The following is a 20604-nucleotide window of genomic DNA, read 5'->3' as shown; positions in this document are numbered from 1 at the left end:
CGGGGAGCAGGCGATGAACTGGGAAACACATCGGGTTTTTAATCAGCCCAAGCCACTGAGTAACAGTAACTTATTCCTTTCCGATACTCCGCTGCGCGAAGCGGTTTCCCGTCAGCAGGCGGGATGGGATGCTGATGTGCTGGCGTCGCTCGGGCAGCAGTTAGGCTCTGCGGAATCGCTGGAGCTGGGCAGGCTGGCGAATACCAATCCACCGGAGCTTTTACGTTATGACTCCTGCGGTGAGCGTCTGGACGACGTTCGTTTTCATCCCGCCTGGCATCTGCTGATGCAGGGGCTGATCGCCAACCGTGTGCATAATTTGCCGTGGCAGGAAGATGCGCGTATCGGTTCGGCAGTAGCCCGTGCAGCGCGATTTATTCTTCACGGTCAGGTTGAAGCGGGAACGTTATGCCCGGTGACCATGACATTCGGCGCGATCCCGTTGCTGCAAAAAACGCTGCCGCCGGAATTCAGAGGCTGGCTGAAACCGCTGTTATCCGATCGTTATGATCCGCATCTGCAATCCGGCGACCAGAAGAAAGGCGTGCTGATCGGCATGGGCATGACCGAGAAGCAGGGTGGCTCTGATGTCCTCAGCAACACCACGCGGGCGATGGCGCTCGAGGGGCGCGGCAGTGGAAAGCCTTATCATCTGCTCGGTCATAAATGGTTTTTCTCTGTGCCGCAAAGCGACGCGCATCTGGTACTGGCGCAGACTGATGGCGGACTTTCCTGTTTCTTTATGCCGAGAGTTTTGCCAGACGGAACACGCAATGCGATCCGCATTGAGCGGCTGAAAGACAAACTGGGTAACCGTTCGAACGCCAGCAGCGAAGTGGAGTTTCAGAATGCCACCGGCTGGCTGCTGGGCGAAGAGGGCGAGGGCATCCGCCATATCCTGAAAATGGGCGGTCATACGCGCTTTGACTGCGCGCTGGGCAGCCACGCCATGATGCGCCGGGCGTTGTCGGTAGCGCTTTACCACGCCTTCCAGCGGCAGGTTTTTGGTAAACCTCTTATTGAACAACCGCTGATGCGTCAGACGCTGAGCCGGATGGCGCTGTTGCTGGAAGGGCAGACGATGTTGCTGATGCGTCTGGCTGCGGCGTCTGGCGCGCACGATAATCCGGCAGAACAGCTGCTGTGCCGGTTGCTGACACCTGCCGCCAAATTTGAAGTGTGCCGTCAGGGAATGCCGTTTGTGGCTGAGGCTATGGAGGTGTTGGGCGGGATTGGATATTGCGAAGACAGCGAGTTGCCGCGTTTGTATCGTGAAATGCCGGTCAACAGCATCTGGGAAGGCTCGGGGAATGTGATGTGTCTGGATGTGCTGCGCACGTTCAAAAAACTGCCCGCCAGCGGAGAAATGCTGCAACAGGTCTTGTATCAGGCTCGCGGCCAAAACCGTATATTTGACCGCGCCTCCCGTCAGTTTTTACAACGTCTGCGTACAGCGGAAGAAGCGCACGGGCGCTGGCTGACCGGTCAGCTGTTCAACCTGATGACGGCAACACAGATGCTGGAATTTGCTTCGCCACCGGTGGCGGACGCCTGGTGCAGAATGGTGCTCGATCCGCGCGGCGAAACGCAGTTGCCGGAACGTTTGTGCCAGCTGTTGCTTAACCGCGCGATCGGCGCTGAATAATCAGCGGTAGAGTGTGGCCTGTGAATACCAGCGGCCGGGAATAATGGTTTCGCTGTTAAACATGATCACGTAGTAATGCGCACCCGCAGCATCGGCGCGGCGCTGAACTTCTGCTTCTGCATCCATCGGGCTGCCAATCACATCGACCGTGATGCTGCCAATTTTGGTGAGTGTGGACGTCTGCGCACGGGTTATTTCCTGCGCTTTGGCTGTCACGGCGGGCGGAGGAACCGGCGTGGTGTGCATCAGATTACTGCAACCGCTTAACGCAACGAGTAACAGTAACACAGCGGAGATTCGGAGGGATTTCATCGTGATATCCGGTAAAAGGGCGATACCCTGAAGTGTAGCCCTTTCACCGGTCTGCTGGCGAGTCCGCGCGGTGTTTATTGCCGCGCAATTCACGGCTTAACGTTCTGAAATTTTGAAGACGCTGACCAGTTTTGAGAGGTGTCGCCCTTGTTCGCTGAGCGCCGCGGCAGTCTGCTGTGAGTTTTCGACCAGAGTGGCGTTCTCCTGTGTAGCTTTGCCAATCTGCATAATGGCGATATTCACCTGCGAAATGCCGGAGGATTGTTCGTGCGACGCCACATCGATATCGCTCATCAGCACTTTCACCTGACGGATCCCCTGCAATATGTTGCTCATATTCGCCTGCGTTTTAGCAGCACTCTGATGCCCGTCTTCGACTTTGCTCAGGGAATCGGCGACCAGATTTTCAATCTCTTTAACCGCATTAGAACTGCGCTGCGCCAGTGCCCGGACTTCCGAGGCGACCACCGCAAAGCCACGACCATGTTCACCGGCTCTGGCGGCTTCTACGGCGGCGTTCAGCGCCAGAATATTGGTCTGGAAGGCGATGCCTTCGATAACTGTGGTGATATCCGCGATGCGCGTTGAGGCGTGCTTAATGGCCTCCATGCTTTCAACCGACTGATTCACCGCATCAGCGCCAACGGTGGCGGCTTTGTCGGTCTGCTGCACCAGCTGAGTCGCCTGCGTGGCGTTATCCGCCGTATTCTGCACAGTAGCGGTGATCTGCTCCATGCTGGCGGACGTTTCTTCCAGGCTGCTGGCCTGCGTGCCGATCTGCTGATTGATCTGCTCGCTGTCGTGCGCCAGTCCTTGCGTGTTGAGCATGATTTCAGACGAAACCTGCCGTACCTCGCCGACAATTTTTTCCAGCCCGTGACCAATACCGTCTATCGCATGCATCAGCGCACCAATTTCATCTACGCGCTGCGTTTGTGCCCGTGCGCGCAGGTCACCACTGGCATATTGCTGCGCGATACTCACGACGTCGCTGAGCGGGCGGCTGACCAGCTTGCGCGTCAGCCAGATGAACAGCGCGGCGAAACAGGCCAGCGCCAGCAGGCTGATCAGCAGGAAGTGATTACGCGTACTGTTCACCTGCTCCATCAGGCTGTCTTTATCCGTGCTGCCGACCACGACCCAGTGCCACGCGGGAACATTCGCGTAGACCATAAATTGCTGGTGATGAGTGGCCGTGTCTGTGTACTCGCGCTGGCCTTTCGGCTGCGCCATCACCTGTTGCAGTTCGCCTTCAGGCCACGCTGGCGTTTTTCCTTCATCAGTGGAATGCACCAGATATTTACCGAGATCTTTACCGGGTGCGCTGTTGAGCACAAAGAAATAGCCTTTCTCGCCAATGCGTTTGGAGAGGATTTTCTGACGCATGTCGGCATATTCCTGCGTGATATCCACACCCACGAACAAAATCCCAATGACGCTGCCCTGCGCATCGCGCACCGGCTGATATTTGGTGATGTATTTTTTGCCAAACAGCGTGGTCAGCCCGCTGAAAGATTGCCCTGCCATAATTTGCGCATAAGCGGGGCTGGTATTGTCGAGCAGGGTGCCGATAGCGCGGTTGCCGTCTTGTTTTTTCAGCGAAGTCGTCACGCGGATAAAGTCATCGCCACGGCGTGCAAATACGGTGGAAATTGCGCCGGTGCGGGCCAGAAAGTCATCGGGAATTTTGCTGTCGAGATTTAGCGGCAACCCGCCGGCTTTAATGACCGGTGCAGATTGTTCACCGACCATTACCGGACTGGTGGTATCCAGCTCGAAATCTGACGGCAGGAAATGGCTGAACAACCGCGTGTAGCTGTCCACTTCGGCATTCAGACTGGCGTTGTACATTTCAATCATGTCCACCACACCGGTGACCTGCTCTGAAATGGCGTTGACGGCAAGTGTATTCACCTGCCTTCCGGCTGAGTGAGTCAGTGACAAAGTGAAAATAATAAACAACGAGCCGACCAGCAAAGAGGCAATGCTGGCCAGTTTTGCGCCAATGCTCCAGCGGTGAAAGGCGCGTTTTGATGACGTTTTCATGGGATTTTTCCGTTAGCTTCTGATAGCGCACTAACGGCGAAAAACAGGAAAGGATTAATGATCAAATGTAACTGGTTATTTCAATAAAAATTGATCTGAATCAATGAAATGATAGTGAATATATGAATTTTAATTAAAGCCAGTGGTACTGAAAATCAGAATTGAGCATAACGGGTTATAAATTATACGAAAAAGGGAGTGGTCGCCGGTTTGCAGACCCGTAGAATGTCAGAACACAGTAACGCCATATATTTTTCTAAATGCGCAGGGGAATTCACGATGGTAGAGATGCACGAAGAAACTGTTGAGGGGATCCAGGTGATCCACGCAGTACCCGCCGGGCAGTATCAGCAACAGCTCCCGACGATTTTTTTCTATCACGGTTTTCTGTCATCCAAAGAAATTTATTCCTATTTCGGTTACACGCTGGCAAAAGCGGGTTTTCGCGTGATCTTGCCTGATGCATTAATGCACGGTGCCCGCGCAGAAAAAAATGAGGCCAGAACCGTGGCGAATTTCTGGGGCATTTTGCAAAATAACATCGATGAGCTGGCAATACTTAAAGAGGTGTTTGTCGGACGCGGTCTGGCAGACCCGCAGCGTTTAGGCGTCGGCGGTGTCTCGATGGGCGGAATGACCACCATGGCGGCGCTGGTGAAATTCCCGTGGGTGAAAGTGGCGGCGAACCTGATGGGCTCAGGTTATTTCACCCGTCTATCGCACCACCTTTTCCCTGCTTACAACGCCGGGGACATCGTATCGCGTGATGTGTTCGAACGCGAAGTCGCCCCTTTACTCAGTCTGGATATCGGCGGAAAAGCGGCGTTAATCGCCGATGTTCCGTTGTTTGTCTGGCATGGCGAAGAAGATGATGTCGTCCCCTTTGCTGAAAGCCAGCGGTTGCGGCAGGAACTGGCAGAAAGCGGCGCGGATGCCAATCTGACCTTTATTTCTGAAGCGGGCGCGAAGCATAAAGTCTCGGTTCATGCGCTGGCAGAAGCTACGACATTCTTCGCAGCGAAGCTGTAGAGAAATTAATCTGCCTTTCTCCTTGAGTTTCCCACAGGCTGTACATATAATTGCGCGTCATTTTTTCGACCGCACACAAACACGTTCCTTGCTTCCATGGGCCGCGGTTGACCCTGACAGGAGGCTGAATAATCCGTAAGGAGCAATTCGATGCGTCATTACGAAATCGTTTTTATGGTTCACCCTGACCAAAGCGAACAGGTTCCGGGCATGATCGAGCGTTACAGTGCAGTAATCACTAACGCTGCTGGTCAGATTCACCGTCTGGAAGACTGGGGCCGCCGTCAACTGGCTTACCCGATCAACAAACTGCACAAAGCTCACTACGTTCTGCTGAACGTTGAAGCTCCGCAGGAAGCGATCGATGAGCTGGAAACTAACTTCCGCTTCAACGACGCCGTTATCCGTAGCATGGTTATGCGTACTAAACACGCGGTAACTGAAGCATCTCCAATGGTTAAAGCTAAAGACGAGCGCCGTGATCGCCGCGAAGATTTTGCTGAAGCTAACGATGATGCTGAAGCTGGGGATTCTGAAGAGTAATTGCCGTGACGGCGAATCGTCTGGTGTTGTCCGGCACAGTGTGCAAGACCCCCATTCGTAAAGTCAGTCCTTCGGGCATTCCACACTGCCAGTTTGTGCTAGAACACAAATCCTCGCAGCAGGAAGCCGGATTTAACCGACAAGCATGGTGCAGAATGCCAGTGGTTGTCAGTGGACAAGCGTCACAAGCATTAACTCACAGTTTAACGGTCGGCACGCAACTCACTGTTACCGGATTCATTAGCTGCCATCAAGGGCGCAATGGACTGAATAAAGTGGTGTTACATGCCGAGCAGATTGATTTGATAGATACTGGAGACTAGCCTAATGGCACGTTATTTCCGTCGTCGCAAGTTCTGCCGTTTCACCGCGGAAGGCGTTGTAGAGATTGATTACAAAGACATCGCTACACTGAAAAACTACATTACCGAAAGCGGTAAAATTGTCCCGAGCCGTATTACCGGTACTCGTGCAAAATACCAGCGTCAGCTCGCTCGTTGCATCAAGCGCGCTCGCTACCTTTCATTGTTGCCATACACTGATCGTCATCAGTAATCGGCCACTGTCTATTAACGACTTTGAGAGGATAAAGTAATGCAAGTTATTCTGCTTGATAAAGTAGCAAACCTGGGCAGCCTGGGTGATCAAGTTAACGTTAAAGCGGGCTACGCTCGTAACTTCCTGGTACCACAGGGCAAAGCTGTTCCTGCTACCAAGAAAAACGTTGAGTTCTTCGAAGCGCGTCGTGCAGAACTGGAAGCCAAACTGGCTGACGTTCTGAACGCTGCTGAAGCTCGCGCAACTAAAATCAACGAACTGGGTTCAGTAACCATCGCGTCTAAATCAGGCGACGAAGGCAAACTGTTCGGCTCTATCGGTACTCGCGATATCGCTGATGCAGTAACTGCTGCTGGCGTTGAAGTTGCTAAAAGCGAAGTTCGTTTGCCGAATGGCGTTCTGCGTACCACTGGTGAACACGAAGTTGAGTTCCAGGTACACAGCGACGTATTCGCTAAACTGAACGTAGTTGTGGTTGCTGAAGCGTAATAGCGCTGAAGTAAACCTGTGAAACGCCGGCCATGTGCCGGCGTTTTGCTTTTCTGCGTTTGGGAAAGCGGAAAGGAAAGGTATCGCCTGAAAATCGGGATCAGTTACTGCGCTGGAAACTACCGTCCGGCTGGCGGGTAAATGTCACCGTAACGTTTTGATCGGTTGTCACCTGCAAAGCAGTGACCACGCCCTGTGCATCACGTTGAATTTTCACTTCCTGCCCGGTCTTCAGGGTACTCAGCGGTTTTTCTGCGCCTTCAACCCTTGCCATCGAAAACACATCATTGACCGCCATATTGTTATCGCGGAATAACTGCGCCAGCGTCTGACCGGATTGCACCTGATAACTGCGCCATGCGCCGCTGTTGTCATTACTTTGCGGCGAAACAGGATCCGGCTGTGCCATCTGCGTGGTGCGACCCTGATCGTTACGCAAATCGGCCTGCATCGGGATGCTGGTCGGTTGTTGCGGCTGCGCAGGGGCATAGGTATTTTCAGGCGTGTAAGGCCACAGCAGTGCCAGAAGGATCACCAGTACCGCAAGAATAATGCCGCGGCGATGCGCATAAGGCAGTGGCGACATCCACTGGAAATCGTCGCTCAGATGCCAGATTTTATTGAGCAGTGTTTTGCCCCGGCTGACCGCCGGCTTTTCAGTTTCAGCGGTGACGCCGTCCTGAATTTCGCTTTCACTTTCGCTCTTTGCTGACGTGTCTCGCAATGGCCTTTTCATAATGGCAATCCAGGATCTCAACATGGGTTGATAAATACGGATGGCTTTCCTTCTCCTGGGCGGGATTCTGCCCATGACGACCTCTCTTGTTAACTGTCGCAATTTCTACTGGCTGTTGCTGCCTAGTATAGCTGTTTAACTGCTTGATGCGGAAAGGGACAAAGCACAAATATCACCCAAACGATGTGCTAAATGGCGTCAAATGCGAAAAATTTCCCGAAAAGAGGAAGGAACTGCGCCTGCCGTCATGTTGCCTCACAGAGGATTTTACCCAAAAGCCTTGCGCTGCTATGCTGCGCCTTCGACATTTTTAAGAGCTAAGGAAATTTCATGACTACCCCTTCATTTGACAGCGTAGAAGCGCAGGCAAGTTACGGTATCGGCCTGCAGGTCGGTCAACAGTTGCAGGAATCAGGTTTGCAGGGCTTAGAGCCTGACGCACTGCTGGCAGGCTTACGCGACGCGCTGGAAGGGAATACGCCAGCCGTTCCTGTTGATGTGGTTCACCGCGCACTGCGTGAAGTCCACGAACGTGCTGATGCTGTCCGTCGTGAACGTCAGGAAGCTCTGGCTGTTCAGGGTCAGGAATTCCTGGCTGCAAATGCACAGCGCGAAGGCGTGAGCAGCACCGAGTCCGGTCTGCAATTCTCTGTTATCACTCAGGGCGAAGGCACCATCCCGGGCCGTCAGGACCGTGTACGCGTTCACTACACCGGTAAACTGATCGACGGCACCGTGTTCGACAGCTCCGTACAACGTGGCGAACCGGCTGAATTCCCGGTTAACGGCGTGATCGCAGGCTGGATCGAAGCACTGACCCTGATGCCAGTCGGTTCTAAATGGGAGTTGTACATCCCTCATAACCTGGCTTACGGCGAACGTGGTGCGGGTGCCTCCATCCCTCCATACAGCGCGCTTATCTTTGAAGTTGAGCTGCTGGAAATTCTGTAATTCTTTTCAGAATACAGAAACAAGAAAGGGCGCATATGCGCCCTTTTTTACGTCTGAATCTCAGATTATTTTTGTAAATCGACCTGATAAATTTCGAAACCGATGGCATCCGGACCTTTAGCCGTCATCGGATACTGGGCGTGGGTTTTGATGAAGTTTGCCGCTTTATCGCCAGGCGATGTTTCGAAACGAATGTCCAGAGGCTGGGATGCTTTAATCGGTGCCAGCTTCCAGTTGTTATCAGCGGTTGGCGTGACTGCGCCCGCTTTTTTCGTTTCGGCACTGATATAGGCCGCGACCACGGAACGGTTTTCATCCGGTGAAGCAAAGGCGATGTGCTTATCGCCGGTGCCCGCGAATTTTCCACCGTACGCGCGGTAGTTATTCGTGGCGACCAGGAAGGTCGCTTTAAGGTCAATCGGCTTACCGTTGTAGGTCAGGTTTTTGATGCGTTCCGCGTCTTTATTAATCAGCGTACATTCACCGTCGAATTTCGCAGGCTGGCTGACATCAATCTGATAATTCACGCCATCGATGACGTCGAAATTATAGGTACGGAAACCATCCCAGTTAATCAGTGACTGCGGTTTGGTGCTGTTGACGTCAATCTGATTAAACTGGCCGGCGGAGCATTCCAGCCAGTCTTTGACTTCCTGACCGGTGACTTTCATCACCACCAGCGTATTCGGATACAGATACAAATCGGCCGCATTACGGAAAGTCAGTTCGCCTTTTTCTACTTCCACAAAGCTGGCCGGATCGTTTTTACGACCGCCGACTTTAAACGGCGCTGCCGCAGAAAGCACAGGCAAATCGGCTAAATCCGGATCGCCCTGAATGAAATGCTCGGTATAGGCTTTTTGCGCGTTATTGACGATTTGCACCGTCGGATCATCCTGAACCAGCGCCAGATAGCTGTACATGTTGTCGTTAGATTTACCGATCGGCTTGCTGACAAACTCGCGAGTGGCGTCATGTGACGGCGCCAGAACTTTAACTAAGTCCTGATCTTCCACCGCCAGTGATTTCTTCTGCTCTTTGTCGTAAATCGGGCGCGCTTCGGCTTTGGCTGTCTCGACCTTCCAGTTACCACCGTCGTTACTGAGCACCATATCGACGACGCCCAGATGGTCGCCCCACATGCCCGGCATCACGGCAGGAACGCCATTCAGCGTACCTTGTTTTATGTCCGCGCCTTTGATACTGGCGAATTCCTCACTCGGGAAAACGGCGTGCGCATGGCCAAACATAATGGCGTCGATGCCTTTTACCTGGCTCAGATAATAGACCGAGTTTTCCGCCATGGTTTTGTACGGATCGCCCGACAGGCCGGAGTGCGGAATGGCGACAATAATATCGGCGCCTTGTTTGCGCATTTCCGGTATCCACTTTTTAGCCGTCTCGGTGATATCCGCGACGGTCACTTTGCCCTGCAAATTGGCTTTGTCCCAGACCATGATTTGCGGCGGCACAAAACCGATATAGCCGATGCGCAGATTATGGGTTTTACCGTCGCGGTCTTTGACTGCGTTATCGGTGATCAGGAACGGCGTGAACAGCGGTTTCCCGGTTTTATCATCAATCACGTTGGCGTTCACGTAAGGGAATTTCGCCCCGGCCAGTGCTTTTTTCAGGTAATCCAGGCCATAGTTAAATTCGTGATTGCCCAGGTTACCGACCGCGTAATTCAGCGTATTCATCGCCAGATACACCGGATGAACGTCGCCCTGTTTCAGGCCTTTCGCCGCCATGTAATCGCCCAGCGGGCTGCCCTGAATGATGTCACCGTTATCGACTAACACTGAGTTGGTGACTTCGTTACGCGCCGCGTGGATCAGGCTGGCGGTGCGAACCAGACCGAATTTATCGGTCGGTTTATCTTTGTAGTAGTCGAAGTCCATCATGTTGCTGTGAAGATCCGTGGTTTCCATGATGCGCAGATCCACCTGTGACGCCTGAACGGATGCCGCCGTCAGTGTCGCCAGCAGGGATAACGTCAGATGACGCTTATTCATTGCCTTGCCTCCAGAGAAAGGGATGATGCCCGGAAAAGAAAAACCGGATATGTATCTCAAAATTTGCTGAGAATGTAATCAGTTGTCATAAATAAATGTGAGATGTAACGGCTTTATGACGCGTTAACATGACGGGATGGCTATTCGCGGCAAAAAAAACTAGGCTTGAGGAATGAGAATCAAAGCACTGAGGTAAAAGATGTTAGAGCAAATTTGTCAGTTAGCGCGCGACGCAGGCGATGCGATCATGGCTGTATACGATGGCGAACAGCCGCTCGATGCGCGTCATAAACAGGATGACTCGCCGGTGACCGCCGCCGATATCGCAGCACACAATGTGATTAAAGCAGGTCTGAAAGTACTGGATCCACAAACGCCGATGCTGTCGGAAGAAGATCCGCAAAGCTGGAGCGAACGCCAAAACTGGACGCGCTACTGGCTGGTCGATCCGCTGGATGGCACCAAAGAATTCCTCAAGCGTAATGGTGAATTCACGGTAAATATCGCGCTGATTGAAGACGGTATTCCGGTGCTGGGTGTGGTGTACGTGCCGGTGACCAAAGTGATGTACAGCGCGGCAGAAGGCAAAGCCTGGAAGGAAGAGCAGGGCGCGCGTCAGCAGATTGAAGTGAAAGAAGCGCATCCGCCGCTGGTAGTGGTCAGCCGTTCGCATTTCAGCAATGACCCTGAATTGCAGGATTACCTCGCACAGCTTGGTGAGCATCAGACGGTAGCGATTGGTTCATCGCTGAAATTCTGTCTGGTCGCAGAAGGCGCGGCGCAACTTTATCCGCGCTTCGGGCCAACCAACATCTGGGATACCGGAGCAGGGCACGCGGTTGCGCTGGCCGCTGGCGCACAGGTGCATGACTGGAAAGGTCAGACGCTGACCTACACCCCGCGTGAATCCTTCCTCAATCCGGGCTTCCGCGTCTCTTTATTCTGATGTCATCCCCGGTTTTGCGACCGGGGATTTCGCGTTTTATTCTTTGACCAGCTTATCTACCAGCGTAATCACCTGCTGAACTTCCTGCGGTGACAACTGGCCATCTTTGGCGAATTTAATTACCCCGTTTTTATCCAGCACCACCACCGCTGAACTTTCCGGTTGCAGTTCCCAGGCCTTTTTTACCGTGCCGTTGCTGTCGACAATTATCTGCGACCACGGGAATTCACGTTTGCCGCTTTCAATGCTTTTACGCACAAACATGCCGGTGCCGATAATGGCGTCGTCGGTATTAATGATGGTGGTCGTCTGATAACGATCATGCGGCAAATTTGCGGCTCTGATGGCGGTGATCAGCGGTTCATTCAACGCCTTGGCGCTACTTCTGCCCGCCATGTGCTGCACGATACGCACTTTTCCCGGCAGCTTCGCGCTGTTCCATTTGTTGTAACTGAAGGTGTCATTAACGTCATTCAGTTCGCCTTTGTCGTCTACGCCAACCGGAGCCAGGCGCTGGCCGACGGTAAAATTGTGGGCGGAAGCGAAAAACGAAAATGTCACAAAAGTGATCACAAAAAGACTTCTTAAAAGCATAGATTCTCCGGGGCACAAATGAACGGTTCAGCCAATCATAGGATCGCTGAAGTGGTCTGTCCTGTTGAGATGTTAAAATTGTGTTGCTGGTTACAAAATTGCCACATAAAGCAGGGTTATACTGCTACAGAACGTCAAGACTTAAGACAATACTGAAAAGCAATGTAAAAGCAGTTAAATCCACTGGCAATACCTGACTGCCCTGCTATGTTATAAGTCTCTTCACTGCACTACACTTTTTGGTCCCGGTATCTGTCGCCTTGCGACGTGGCCGGTACATGCAGTGATTTAACGGAGTAAAAGAGAAAAATGAGAATCTTCCAGCGTTACAATCCGATGAAAGTCGCAAAGTACGTTAAGACACTGTTTCGTGGACGTTTGTATATCAAGGACGTCGGCGCATTTGAATTCGACCAAGGCAAAATCCTGTTGCCAAAGGTACGCGATAAGCGCCACTTTAGCGTGATGTCTGAAGTTAACCGGCAGGTTACGCATTTACAGGCAGAAATGGGTTAAACGCCCTGCGCGTTGTCGCTGCCACTTTGCAGCTTGCGCAAAAAAACGGCCCCGATGGGGCCGTTAGTGTTTTCAGAATCCGGGACTTTTTACTGAAGATCTGTTTACAAGATTTGTTTACAAGATCTGTGTACTGAAGAGCCGCTTACAGAGGAACCCGATTACTGAGCCTGAGCCTTCTGCTCATCTTTAATTTCTTGCGGCGTTTTCGGCAGCAACGGTGTTGCAGGCTGATCGACAATTCGCGTGACCAGTAGCTGATCAATCTTATAGCTGTCGATATCCACCACTTCAAATTTGTAGCCGGAGAATTTCACGAAGTCCGTACGTTTCGGGATTTTACGCAACATAAACATCATGAAGCCGCCGATGGTTTCGTAGTTGCCGGACTGCGGAAATTCTTCGATATGCAGCACGCGCATCACGTCTTCGATTGGCGTACCGCCTTCAATCAGCCATGAATGCTCGTCACGTGCCACAATCTGTTCTTCCATACCCTGACCGACCAGGTCGCCCATCAGCGTCGTCATCACGTCATTGAGCGTGATAATACCGACCACCAGCGCATACTCGTTCAGGATAACGGCAAAGTCTTCGCCCGCGGCTTTGAAGCTTTCCAGCGCTTCAGAAAGCGTCAGCGTATCCGGCACGATCAGCGCGTTGCGGATTTGCACGCCGCTGCTCAGCATTAAACTCTGATTGCCCAGCACGCGGTTCAGTAAGTCTTTGGAATCGACATACCCGACCACCTGGTCAATATGACCGTCACACACCAGGAATTTCGAATGCGGATGGGTGGCGATTTTCTCTTTGATGCTTTCTTCGCTTTCCCGCAGATCAAAATAAATCACACTTTCACGCGAGGTCATGGAAGAAGGGACGGTACGCGATTCGAGTTCGAATACGTTTTCAATCAGTTCATGTTCCTGCTTACGCAGTACGCCCGCCAGCGCGCCGGCTTCAAACACGGCGTAGATGTCGTCAGACGTAATGTCGTCATTACGTACCATCGGCAGTTTGAACAGGCGGAAAATCATGTTCGCCATACCGTTGAAGAACCACACCATCGGGCGGCAAATCATCAGGCAGAAACGCATCGGGTTGACTATACGAACGGCAACCGTCTCAGGTGAAATCATACCGATGCGCTTCGGTGTGAGGTCAGCAAACAGAATGAACAGACTGGTGACCAGAACGAAGGAACAGATAAAACTGACTTGATCCGCCATTTCAGGCGACATAAAGCGAATAAAGAACGTCTGGAACGCAGGGGAGAATGCAGCATCACCTACGATACCCCCGAGGATGGCGACGGCATTCAGGCCAATCTGCACCACGGTAAAGAACAGGCCAGGCGTTTCCTGTAATTTCATTACGCGGGAGGCATTGACGTTTCCTTCGTCTGCCAACTGTTTAAGCTTTATTTTGCGGGAAGCGGCCAGCGATATCTCAGACAGCGAGAAAAAGGCACTGATCGCGATAAGTAGAAGAATCAGTAAAATACTGTTTAACATAATCTATCCGTTTAACACCGGGCTGAACCGGCAGGGAAAGGCACTCATTATTTTTGTTGCTTAAATGAACATCATTTTATTAGAACGACTAAAAAGCTGTTCAGAAGAAAAAAGCGTAAGGATGAAAAACAAAGATAATTGCCAGAAAATAGTTTTAAAGGGCCACATTTGTGACCCGCATAGTATAGCAGCAGCACTGAGACTGCCGCCAGCGCTTAAAAATCCCGCATTATTGAGGTGGCAGACAGACGCCAATCCCGCCTAAACCGCAGTAACCTTCCGGGTTTTTAAACAGATATTGCTGATGTTCGTCTTCAGCATAATAGAACGGCAGGGCTTCGGTGATTTCCGTGGTGATGGTGCGCTTATCGTTCGCTTCGTCCATCGCCTGCTGGAAACTCGCCAGACTGGCCAGCGCCTGATCTTGCTGCTCTGCGCTCAGTACGTACAACCCTGAGCGATATTGCGTGCCGATATCCCCGCCCTGGCGCATGCCCTGAGCCGGATCGTGGTTTTCCCAAAAAATCTGCAACAGCTTCGCATAACTGATCACCGCCGGATCAAACACCACGCGCACCACTTCCGCATGACCGGTCTGGCCGGTACAGACTTCGCGGTAGGTCGGATTAGGGGTGAAACCGCCGCTGTAACCGGCTGCTGTGCTGTAAACCCCTTCCTGTTGCCAGAACAAACGCTCTACGCCCCAGAAGCAGCCCATCGCAAAAATCGCGACTTCCATGTTGTCAGGAACATGCGTCATTGAATGTTCATTTACTGCATGAATAGTTGCCACTGGCATCGGGGTTGTACGGCCAGGTAACGCGTCTGCCTGCGTGACAGGCTGCGTTTTATCGGAAAGTTGCACCACGGAAAACTCCAGTTGTTGCTTAAATGAACAAGGTTTGTAACAAAGCGGCCTTAAGAATAACCATGACCAACAGGCCAGTGTTAGTTGTATCTGATTGCGTCTTTGCACACAATACGGGGAACGTTGCTTCGTCGTTGAACATTTTCAGGGGATTAGCACTAAACTGCTTTCATCTGAGCTTCTGAAGATGAATCTGCCAAAGACGAGCAGATATTCTCCGGCGGGCATCTGATATTTTAACAGGACAGTAAAATTAGCAGGAGTGCGTGTGCCACGATATCGTGAACTGGGTTTGTTATTAGTACTGCTGGCCCCCTCACTTTCCATGGCAGCGAAGGTGCGTTTGCAGCTGGAAGGCCTGGATGGCGATTTGGAAAAGAACGTCCGCGTTCGTTTATCTTCGATTCAAAGCGATGAAGTCGGCGCTAATGGCCGGTTTCGCGCGCGCGTCAGTGCGGCGATCCAGCAGGGATTACGGCCGCTGGGCTATTATTCCCCGACGATCGATTTTGATTATCGCGAGACACCCCCGCCGGGGCGTCCGGTTCTGATTGCCAAAGTCACGCCGGGAACACCGGTGAAAATCGCCGGTACCAGCGTGGTGATTGAAGGGCAGGCGGATAAAGATAATGAATTCGAACAGCTTAAAAAGCGTGATGTGCCTGCGGTCGGGACGATTTTAAACCACGGGACTTACGACAATTTTAAAAGCTCGCTGACCGGGATTGCGCTGCGTAAAGGCTATTTTGATGCCAACATGCGCAAGAGCCAGCTGGGCGTGATTGAAGATGAACATAAAGCGTTCTGGGATATTCAGTTCGACAGCGGCGAGCGTTACCACTTCGGCGACGTCCATTATCAGGGATCACAGATCCGCGACGAGTATCTGCAAAATCTGGTGCCATTCCATAAGGGTGATTATTACACCACGGCGCAACTGGCTGAGCTTAACCGCCGCCTGTCCGCAACTGGCTGGTTTAACTCTGTGGTCGTGTCTCCAGATTTTACTGATGCCAAAGCCACAAAAACCTTGCCGCTCAACGCGGTGGTGTCGCCGCGTACCGAAAATACCATTGAAACCGGTGTCGGTTACTCCACGGATATTGGCCCGCGCGTAACGGCCAACTGGAAAAAGCCATGGGTGAACGATCGGGGTCAGAGTTTTGAAACCTCGACCACGCTGTCTGGTCCTGAGCAGTCTTTAGATCTCAGTTATAAAATTCCGCTGCTTAAATCGCCGCTGGAGCAATATTACCTGGTGCAGGGCGGCTTCAAACGCGAAGATCTCAACGATACCAACTCGGATTCTACTACGGTGAATGTGGCGCGTTATTGGGATCTCTCAAGCGGCTGGCAGCATGCAGTGAACCTGCGCTGGAGCCTCGACCACTTTACGCAGGGTAGCGTGACCAACACCACCATGCTGATTTATCCGGGTGTGAGCCTCAACCGTACGCGTCAGCGCGGCGGCCTGATGCCGACCTGGGGCGATTCCCAGCGCTATTCTCTCGATGTGTCTGATACCACGTGGGGATCTGACGTCGATTTCGCCGTGATTCAGGCGCAAAACGTTTGGATCCGCACACTGGCGGATAAACACCGCTTTGTGTTCCGCGGCAATCTCGGCTGGATTGAAACCAATGACTTCGAGCGCGTGCCGCCATCCCTGCGTTTCTTCGCCGGGGGTGACCGCAGTATTCGCGGCTACAAATACAAATCCATTTCCCCGCGTGATGATGAAGGCAAGCTGACCGGTGCGTCCTATCTGGGTACCGGTTCGGTGGAATACCAATACAACGTGACCGGAAAATGGTGGGGCGCGGTGTTTGTCGATTCCGGCGAAGCGGTTAACGACATCACACAAAACGATTTCAAAACCGGCGCGGGTGTGGGTGTGCGCTGGGCTTCACCGATAGGCCCGGTGAAATTAGATGTTGCCGCACCTGTCGGCGACAAAGATGAGCATGGATTGCAGTTTTACATCGGCTTGGGTCCGGAATTATGAGTTTATTTAAGAAAATCTGTCTGGGTTTCCTGATCTTCCTGGTGCTGTTAATCAGCCTGGTGGCTTTCCTTGTCGGGACGCAAACCGGTCTGCATCTGATGATCAACGGCGCGAACCGCTTTGTGCCAGGGCTGAACATCGCCAGCACGGAAGGCGGCTGGCGCGATCTGACGCTCAAAGGCGTACATTACGAAATGCCGGGCGTGGATGTGAAAGCCGGAGAGTTCCACCTTTCCCTCGATTTCTCGTGTCTCAAAAACAGTGCGCTGTGCGTCAATGCGTTGCGGGTAAAAGACGTCAACGTGGTGGTGAACACCAAAGAGATGACGCCAGCTGCGGCTCAACCGGAGCCGGAAACCAGCGAGCCACTGACCAATCTCAGCACACCGTATCCCATCACTCTCCGTCTGCTGACGCTGGATAATATTAATATCACGCTGGATGATCGGGCGATTTCGCTGGCGTCATTCCGCACCGGCGCGCACTGGGAAGGCCGTGCCATTCAGCTGATGCCAACACGTATCGGCGGATTACTGATTGCGTTGCCAAAAACGCCGGTCAATCCGCTGCCGGAAGTGGTGCAGGCCGCGCAGGACAAAGCCGTGGAGAAAGCGACGGGCAAACCGGCTGAGCCGCCGGTGGTGGTGCCGGAGAAACCGCTGGGTGAAACATTGCAGGAGATGTTTGCCAAACCGCTGCTGCCTGATTTACCCGATTTCCGTTTGCCGGTCGATCTGGATATTCAGCAAATCCTCGGTGAAAACTTGCGGCTGACCGGTGATACCGATGTGCTGATCACCCGTTTTGAACTGAAGGCCAGCACGCAGGATCAGCAGGTTAAGCTGGATAAACTGATGGTGCGCTCTGCTCAGGGTTCTGTCGATGGCACGGGGCAGGCGACGCTTAATCAAAACTGGCCGGTGGATCTGACGATTAACACCGCAGTGAATATCGACCCGCTGAAGGGTGAGAAGATCAAACTGAAAGTGGGTGGCGGATTACGCGACAAACTGGATGTCGGCCTGAATCTTTCCGGCCCGGTGCGTGCGCAGCTGGCGCTGGAAACGCAACTGGCAGAAGCCGGTCTGCCACTGGATCTGAAACTCACCAGCGACGCGCTGCAATGGCCGCTGACCGGCACACCTCAGTATCAGGTTAAAGGCTTCAAACTTAATTTCAGCGGTAAAGCGACCGATTATGCGCTTTCGCTGCGTTCAGATTTCAAAGGTGATCAGATCCCACCCGCCACACTGATACTTGATGGTAAAGGCAATGTGGAGCAGTTCAAACTGACGCTGCTGCGCCTTGCGGCGCTGGAAGGGAATACCGATCTGACCGGTGTGGTGGACTGGAGTAAAGCCATCAGCTGGAACAGTGAACTGAAGCTGACCGGCATCAATACCGCGAAACAGTATCCGGACTGGCCTGCGAAGTTGCAGGGCAAGATCACCACACGCGGCAGTCTGTATGGCGGCACGTGGCAGATGCAGGTGCCGGTGCTGGATCTGACCGGGAACGTCAAGCAAAACGCCGTCAAAGCACAAGGTAACGTGCGCGGAAACAGCTACGGGCAGTGGGATATTCCGCAACTGCACCTTGAACTGGGGCGCAATAATCTGGATGTGAAGGGCACGCTCGGCGACACCTGGAACCTCGACGCCAAAGTGGATGCGCCACATCTTGACGGCGCACTGCCGGGACTGGGCGGCGTGGTGAAAGGGATGTTGCAGCTGCGCGGTGATCTTAAAGCACCGAAGCTGCTGGCGGATCTGACCGCCACCGGCCTGAAGTGGCAGGCACTGACGGTGCGTCGCGTGGATATCAAAGGCGACGTCAGCTCAACCGATCAGATCCAGGGCAATCTTGCCGTTCGCGTTCAGCAACTTAAACAGGATGCGCTGGATATCACCGATATTAATCTCGATGCCAAAGGTAACGAGAAGCAGCATCAGCTGACGCTGAAAGTCGACGGTAAACCGGTGTCCGGTCGCCTGGCGTTAAGCGGCAGTTTTGACCGTGCAACCGAAGAGTGGAAAGGCAGTATCACCAATACGTTATTTGATACGCCGGTCGGGCAGTGGCGCCTCAACCGTTCTATTGCGCTGGATTACTTCAACAAAGAACAACGCATCACTGTCGGCCCTCATTGCTGGCAAAACCCGAATGCGGATTTGTGTGTGCCGAAAACCATTGATGCCGGTGCCAGCGGGCAGGCGAGCGTTGTGCTCAACCGCTTTGATCTGGCGATGGTCAAACCTTTCCTCACCGATGATACGCAGCTGAACGGTGTGTTCAGCGGTAAAGCGGATGTGAGCTGGAAAGCCGAGGGCGGTCTGCCACAGGCCAGCGTCTCACTGGTGGGTAAAGGCGTGAAGGTTCAGCAACTGGTGCAGGGCAGTCCGCTGCCTGTCGCCTTCGACACGCTGAACCTGAGCGCCGGGCTGAATAATGGCCGTGCGAATCTCGACTGGTTAATCAGGATAACCAATAACGGTCAGCTGGATGGCAGCATTCAGATTGCCGATCCGCAGGGTAAACGTAATCTTAGCGGCAATGTGAATATCGCCCGCATTTCCATGGCCTTACTGCAACCGGCGCTGATGGACGGCGAAAAAGCGTCGGGAATTCTGAATGCCAATCTGCGGCTCGGCGGGAATGCACAGAAACCGCTGGTGTTCGGCAAGCTGGCGCTGACCGGTGTCGATTTCGACGCGCAGTTTATGCCGTTTGATATCACTGACGCCAATATCGGCATTAATTTCAACGGCATGTCATCCATCATGGAAGGGGTGATTAAAACCGCGCAGGGCCAGCTGGAACTGAACGGTAACGCCGACTGGAGTGAGCTTAATGCCTGGCGGGCGCGTATTGCGGCACGGGGCAACAAAGTACGTGTTTCGGTGCCGCCGATGGTGCGTCTGGACGTTTCACCGGATTTAGTGTTTGATGCCACACCGCAGCTGTTCTCGCTTAACGGAACCGTTGATATTCCGTGGGCGCGCATTACGGTGCAGGAATTGCCGGAAAGCGCGGTCGGGGTTTCATCGGATGAAGTGATGCTTAACGATCAGCGTCAGCCGATTGCGCCAAAGTCAGCCTCTATTCCGATCAACAGCAACCTGATGGTGAACATTGGGAAAGATGTTCGCCTCGATGCATTCGGTCTGAAAGCGCGTCTTGAAGGCGCACTTAAAGTGGCGCAGGACAGTCGCGGTCTGGGGCTGAACGGACAAATTAATATTCCGTCCGGGCGCTTCCACGCTTACGGGCAAGACTTGATTGTGCGTAAAGGCCAGATGCTGTTCTCCGGACCGGCGGATCAACCGTTGCTGAATCTGGAGGCGATCCGTAACCCGGAAGCGACAGAGAACGACGTGGTGGCGGGGTTGAGGGTTACAGGTGAGGCTGATGCGCCTAAACTTGAAATATTCTCAGATCCAGCGATGTCGCAGCAGGAAGCCTTGTCCTACCTGCTTCGCGGGCAGGGATTAGACAATTCTGGCGGTGACAGTGGCGCAATGACCTCCGCTCTTATCGGGTTAGGGGTTGCGCAAAGTGGTAAACTTGTGGGTAAAATCGGCGAGGCATTCGGTGTCAGCAATCTGGCGCTGGATACTCAGGGCGTGGGAGACAGTTCTCAGGTCGTGGTCAGTGGTTATGTTTTACCAGGATTACAGGTGAAATATGGTGTTGGAATATTCGACTCATTGGCGACTCTGACTCTGCGCTACCGGTTGATGCCAAAGCTTTACCTGCAGGCTGTATCAGGCATCGATCAGGCATTGGATTTGCTCTATCAGTTTGAGTTTTAATTCATGTGACTTTTACTATACGAAT

General features: G+C 52.9%; 18 protein-coding genes. 11 read left to right on the top strand and 7 right to left on the bottom strand.

Annotation, left to right across the window (positions count from 1 at the left end; all coding sequences use genetic code 11):
• Positions 1 to 13 precede the first annotated feature (13 nt).
• A complete protein-coding gene (locus ACM615_RS14105) occupies positions 14 to 1645 on the top strand; it encodes an isovaleryl-CoA dehydrogenase (protein ID WP_132965702.1) in 1632 nt (543 codons plus the stop codon).
• Here ACM615_RS14105 and bsmA read toward each other — a convergent pair whose 3' ends face one another.
• Both bsmA and ACM615_RS14095 read right to left on the bottom strand, forming a co-directional pair.
• Positions 1646 to 1957, bottom strand: coding sequence for a biofilm peroxide resistance protein BsmA (gene bsmA / locus ACM615_RS14100; RefSeq protein WP_132965704.1), 312 nt, complete (start codon positions 1955 to 1957; stop codon positions 1646 to 1648). It lies immediately after the preceding gene.
• Positions 1958 to 2053: 96 nt separating this feature from the next.
• The gene (locus ACM615_RS14095) at positions 2054 to 4003 is read right to left on the bottom strand and encodes a methyl-accepting chemotaxis protein (protein WP_431012058.1); all 1950 of its coding nucleotides are present in this window, start codon (positions 4001 to 4003) and stop codon (positions 2054 to 2056) included.
• Between the two features lie 279 nt (positions 4004 to 4282).
• Here ACM615_RS14095 and yjfP point away from each other — a divergent pair, with 279 nt between their 5' ends.
• The 5 genes from yjfP to rplI all read left to right on the top strand — a co-directional run bounded on the left by yjfP (position 4283) and on the right by rplI (position 6622).
• Positions 4283 to 5032, top strand: coding sequence for an esterase (gene yjfP / locus ACM615_RS14090; RefSeq protein ID WP_431012057.1), 750 nt, complete (start codon positions 4283 to 4285; stop codon positions 5030 to 5032).
• A 150-nt stretch (positions 5033 to 5182) separates the two neighbouring features.
• A complete protein-coding gene (gene rpsF / locus ACM615_RS14085) occupies positions 5183 to 5575 on the top strand; it encodes a 30S ribosomal protein S6 (RefSeq protein ID WP_013573776.1) in 393 nt (130 codons plus the stop codon).
• Positions 5576 to 5580: 5 nt separating this feature from the next.
• On the top strand, positions 5581 to 5898 hold the full coding sequence (priB, locus tag ACM615_RS14080) for a primosomal replication protein N (protein ID WP_095923688.1): 318 nt from the start codon (positions 5581 to 5583) through the stop codon (positions 5896 to 5898).
• A gap of 4 nt (positions 5899 to 5902) precedes the next feature.
• Positions 5903 to 6130: a 30S ribosomal protein S18 gene (rpsR, locus tag ACM615_RS14075; protein WP_002210155.1), complete on the top strand. Its 228-nt coding sequence runs from the start codon at positions 5903 to 5905 to the stop codon at positions 6128 to 6130.
• A 39-nt stretch (positions 6131 to 6169) separates the two neighbouring features.
• Positions 6170 to 6622, top strand: coding sequence for a 50S ribosomal protein L9 (rplI, locus tag ACM615_RS14070; protein ID WP_013573778.1), 453 nt, complete (start codon positions 6170 to 6172; stop codon positions 6620 to 6622).
• Positions 6623 to 6722: 100 nt separating this feature from the next.
• Here rplI and ACM615_RS14065 read toward each other — a convergent pair whose 3' ends face one another.
• Positions 6723 to 7433, bottom strand: a complete 711-nt coding sequence (locus tag ACM615_RS14065; RefSeq protein WP_113877093.1) for a LysM-like peptidoglycan-binding domain-containing protein — start codon at positions 7431 to 7433, stop codon at positions 6723 to 6725.
• 255 nt (positions 7434 to 7688) lie between these two features.
• On the opposite strand from ACM615_RS14065, the gene fklB reads away from it, so the two are divergent.
• A complete protein-coding gene (gene fklB, locus ACM615_RS14060; RefSeq protein ID WP_037034256.1) occupies positions 7689 to 8309 on the top strand; it encodes an FKBP-type peptidyl-prolyl cis-trans isomerase in 621 nt (206 codons plus the stop codon).
• Positions 8310 to 8374: 65 nt separating this feature from the next.
• Here the strand turns inward: fklB and ACM615_RS14055 are convergent, their stop codons facing one another.
• On the bottom strand, positions 8375 to 10324 hold the full coding sequence (locus ACM615_RS14055; RefSeq protein ID WP_113877094.1) for a bifunctional 2',3'-cyclic-nucleotide 2'-phosphodiesterase/3'-nucleotidase: 1950 nt from the start codon (positions 10322 to 10324) through the stop codon (positions 8375 to 8377).
• Positions 10325 to 10523: 199 nt separating this feature from the next.
• Between ACM615_RS14055 and cysQ the strand changes: the two genes are divergently transcribed.
• Positions 10524 to 11270: a 3'(2'),5'-bisphosphate nucleotidase CysQ gene (gene cysQ / locus ACM615_RS14050; RefSeq protein ID WP_132965712.1), complete on the top strand. Its 747-nt coding sequence runs from the start codon at positions 10524 to 10526 to the stop codon at positions 11268 to 11270.
• 36 nt (positions 11271 to 11306) lie between these two features.
• Here cysQ and ACM615_RS14045 read toward each other — a convergent pair whose 3' ends face one another.
• A complete protein-coding gene (locus ACM615_RS14045) occupies positions 11307 to 11864 on the bottom strand; it encodes a YtfJ family protein (protein ID WP_159282456.1) in 558 nt (185 codons plus the stop codon).
• 309 nt (positions 11865 to 12173) lie between these two features.
• Between ACM615_RS14045 and ACM615_RS14040 the strand changes: the two genes are divergently transcribed.
• Positions 12174 to 12380, top strand: coding sequence for a DUF1107 domain-containing protein (locus tag ACM615_RS14040; RefSeq protein WP_013573785.1), 207 nt, complete (start codon positions 12174 to 12176; stop codon positions 12378 to 12380).
• A 161-nt stretch (positions 12381 to 12541) separates the two neighbouring features.
• On the opposite strand, the gene ACM615_RS14035 is transcribed toward ACM615_RS14040, so the two are convergent.
• Together ACM615_RS14035 and msrA are read right to left on the bottom strand one after the other, a co-directional pair.
• The gene (locus ACM615_RS14035) at positions 12542 to 13894 is read right to left on the bottom strand and encodes a hemolysin family protein (protein ID WP_112286816.1); all 1353 of its coding nucleotides are present in this window, start codon (positions 13892 to 13894) and stop codon (positions 12542 to 12544) included.
• Positions 13895 to 14123: 229 nt separating this feature from the next.
• Positions 14124 to 14759 carry a peptide-methionine (S)-S-oxide reductase MsrA gene (gene msrA / locus ACM615_RS14030; RefSeq protein ID WP_153062839.1) on the bottom strand — a complete coding sequence of 212 codons (636 nt, stop codon included), beginning with the start codon at positions 14757 to 14759 and terminating at the stop codon, positions 14124 to 14126.
• Positions 14760 to 15087: 328 nt separating this feature from the next.
• Here msrA and tamA point away from each other — a divergent pair, with 328 nt between their 5' ends.
• Both tamA and tamB read left to right on the top strand, forming a co-directional pair.
• Positions 15088 to 16767: an autotransporter assembly complex protein TamA gene (gene tamA, locus ACM615_RS14025; protein ID WP_276320313.1), complete on the top strand. Its 1680-nt coding sequence runs from the start codon at positions 15088 to 15090 to the stop codon at positions 16765 to 16767.
• A complete protein-coding gene (tamB, locus tag ACM615_RS14020) occupies positions 16764 to 20579 on the top strand; it encodes an autotransporter assembly complex protein TamB (protein ID WP_431012056.1) in 3816 nt (1271 codons plus the stop codon). Before tamA ends, tamB begins: the two co-directional genes overlap by 4 nt.
• Positions 20580 to 20604: the final 25 nt, after the last annotated feature.

Origin of the sequence: Rahnella sp. PAMC25617, from assembly GCF_050606005.1 — a bacterium.
Classification (GTDB): domain Bacteria; phylum Pseudomonadota; class Gammaproteobacteria; order Enterobacterales; family Enterobacteriaceae; genus Rahnella; species Rahnella variigena.
Note: the sequence above shows the minus strand (reverse complement) of the source record. Positions and strands in the feature narration are given on the sequence as shown.

What these genes read in the sequence shown, in the direction of transcription:
- ACM615_RS14065 (WP_113877093.1), bottom strand. Translation starts at nt 7,433, where the DNA reads ATGGGCAGAATCCCGCCCAGGAGAAGGAAAGCCATCCGTATTTATCAA.
- ACM615_RS14035 (WP_112286816.1), bottom strand. Translation starts at nt 13,894, where the DNA reads ATGTTAAACAGTATTTTACTGATTCTTCTACTTATCGCGATCAGTGCC.
- ACM615_RS14095 (WP_431012058.1), bottom strand. Translation starts at nt 4,003, where the DNA reads ATGAAAACGTCATCAAAACGCGCCTTTCACCGCTGGAGCATTGGCGCA.
- rpsR (WP_002210155.1), top strand. Translation starts at nt 5,903, where the DNA reads ATGGCACGTTATTTCCGTCGTCGCAAGTTCTGCCGTTTCACCGCGGAA.
- rplI (WP_013573778.1), top strand. Translation starts at nt 6,170, where the DNA reads ATGCAAGTTATTCTGCTTGATAAAGTAGCAAACCTGGGCAGCCTGGGT.
- ACM615_RS14055 (WP_113877094.1), bottom strand. Translation starts at nt 10,324, where the DNA reads ATGAATAAGCGTCATCTGACGTTATCCCTGCTGGCGACACTGACGGCG.
- tamA (WP_276320313.1), top strand. Translation starts at nt 15,088, where the DNA reads ATGGCAGCGAAGGTGCGTTTGCAGCTGGAAGGCCTGGATGGCGATTTG.
- ACM615_RS14105 (WP_132965702.1), top strand. Translation starts at nt 14, where the DNA reads ATGAACTGGGAAACACATCGGGTTTTTAATCAGCCCAAGCCACTGAGT.
- ACM615_RS14040 (WP_013573785.1), top strand. Translation starts at nt 12,174, where the DNA reads ATGAGAATCTTCCAGCGTTACAATCCGATGAAAGTCGCAAAGTACGTT.
- bsmA (WP_132965704.1), bottom strand. Translation starts at nt 1,957, where the DNA reads ATGAAATCCCTCCGAATCTCCGCTGTGTTACTGTTACTCGTTGCGTTA.
- ACM615_RS14045 (WP_159282456.1), bottom strand. Translation starts at nt 11,864, where the DNA reads ATGCTTTTAAGAAGTCTTTTTGTGATCACTTTTGTGACATTTTCGTTT.
- fklB (WP_037034256.1), top strand. Translation starts at nt 7,689, where the DNA reads ATGACTACCCCTTCATTTGACAGCGTAGAAGCGCAGGCAAGTTACGGT.
- yjfP (WP_431012057.1), top strand. Translation starts at nt 4,283, where the DNA reads ATGGTAGAGATGCACGAAGAAACTGTTGAGGGGATCCAGGTGATCCAC.
- rpsF (WP_013573776.1), top strand. Translation starts at nt 5,183, where the DNA reads ATGCGTCATTACGAAATCGTTTTTATGGTTCACCCTGACCAAAGCGAA.
- cysQ (WP_132965712.1), top strand. Translation starts at nt 10,524, where the DNA reads ATGTTAGAGCAAATTTGTCAGTTAGCGCGCGACGCAGGCGATGCGATC.
- tamB (WP_431012056.1), top strand. Translation starts at nt 16,764, where the DNA reads ATGAGTTTATTTAAGAAAATCTGTCTGGGTTTCCTGATCTTCCTGGTG.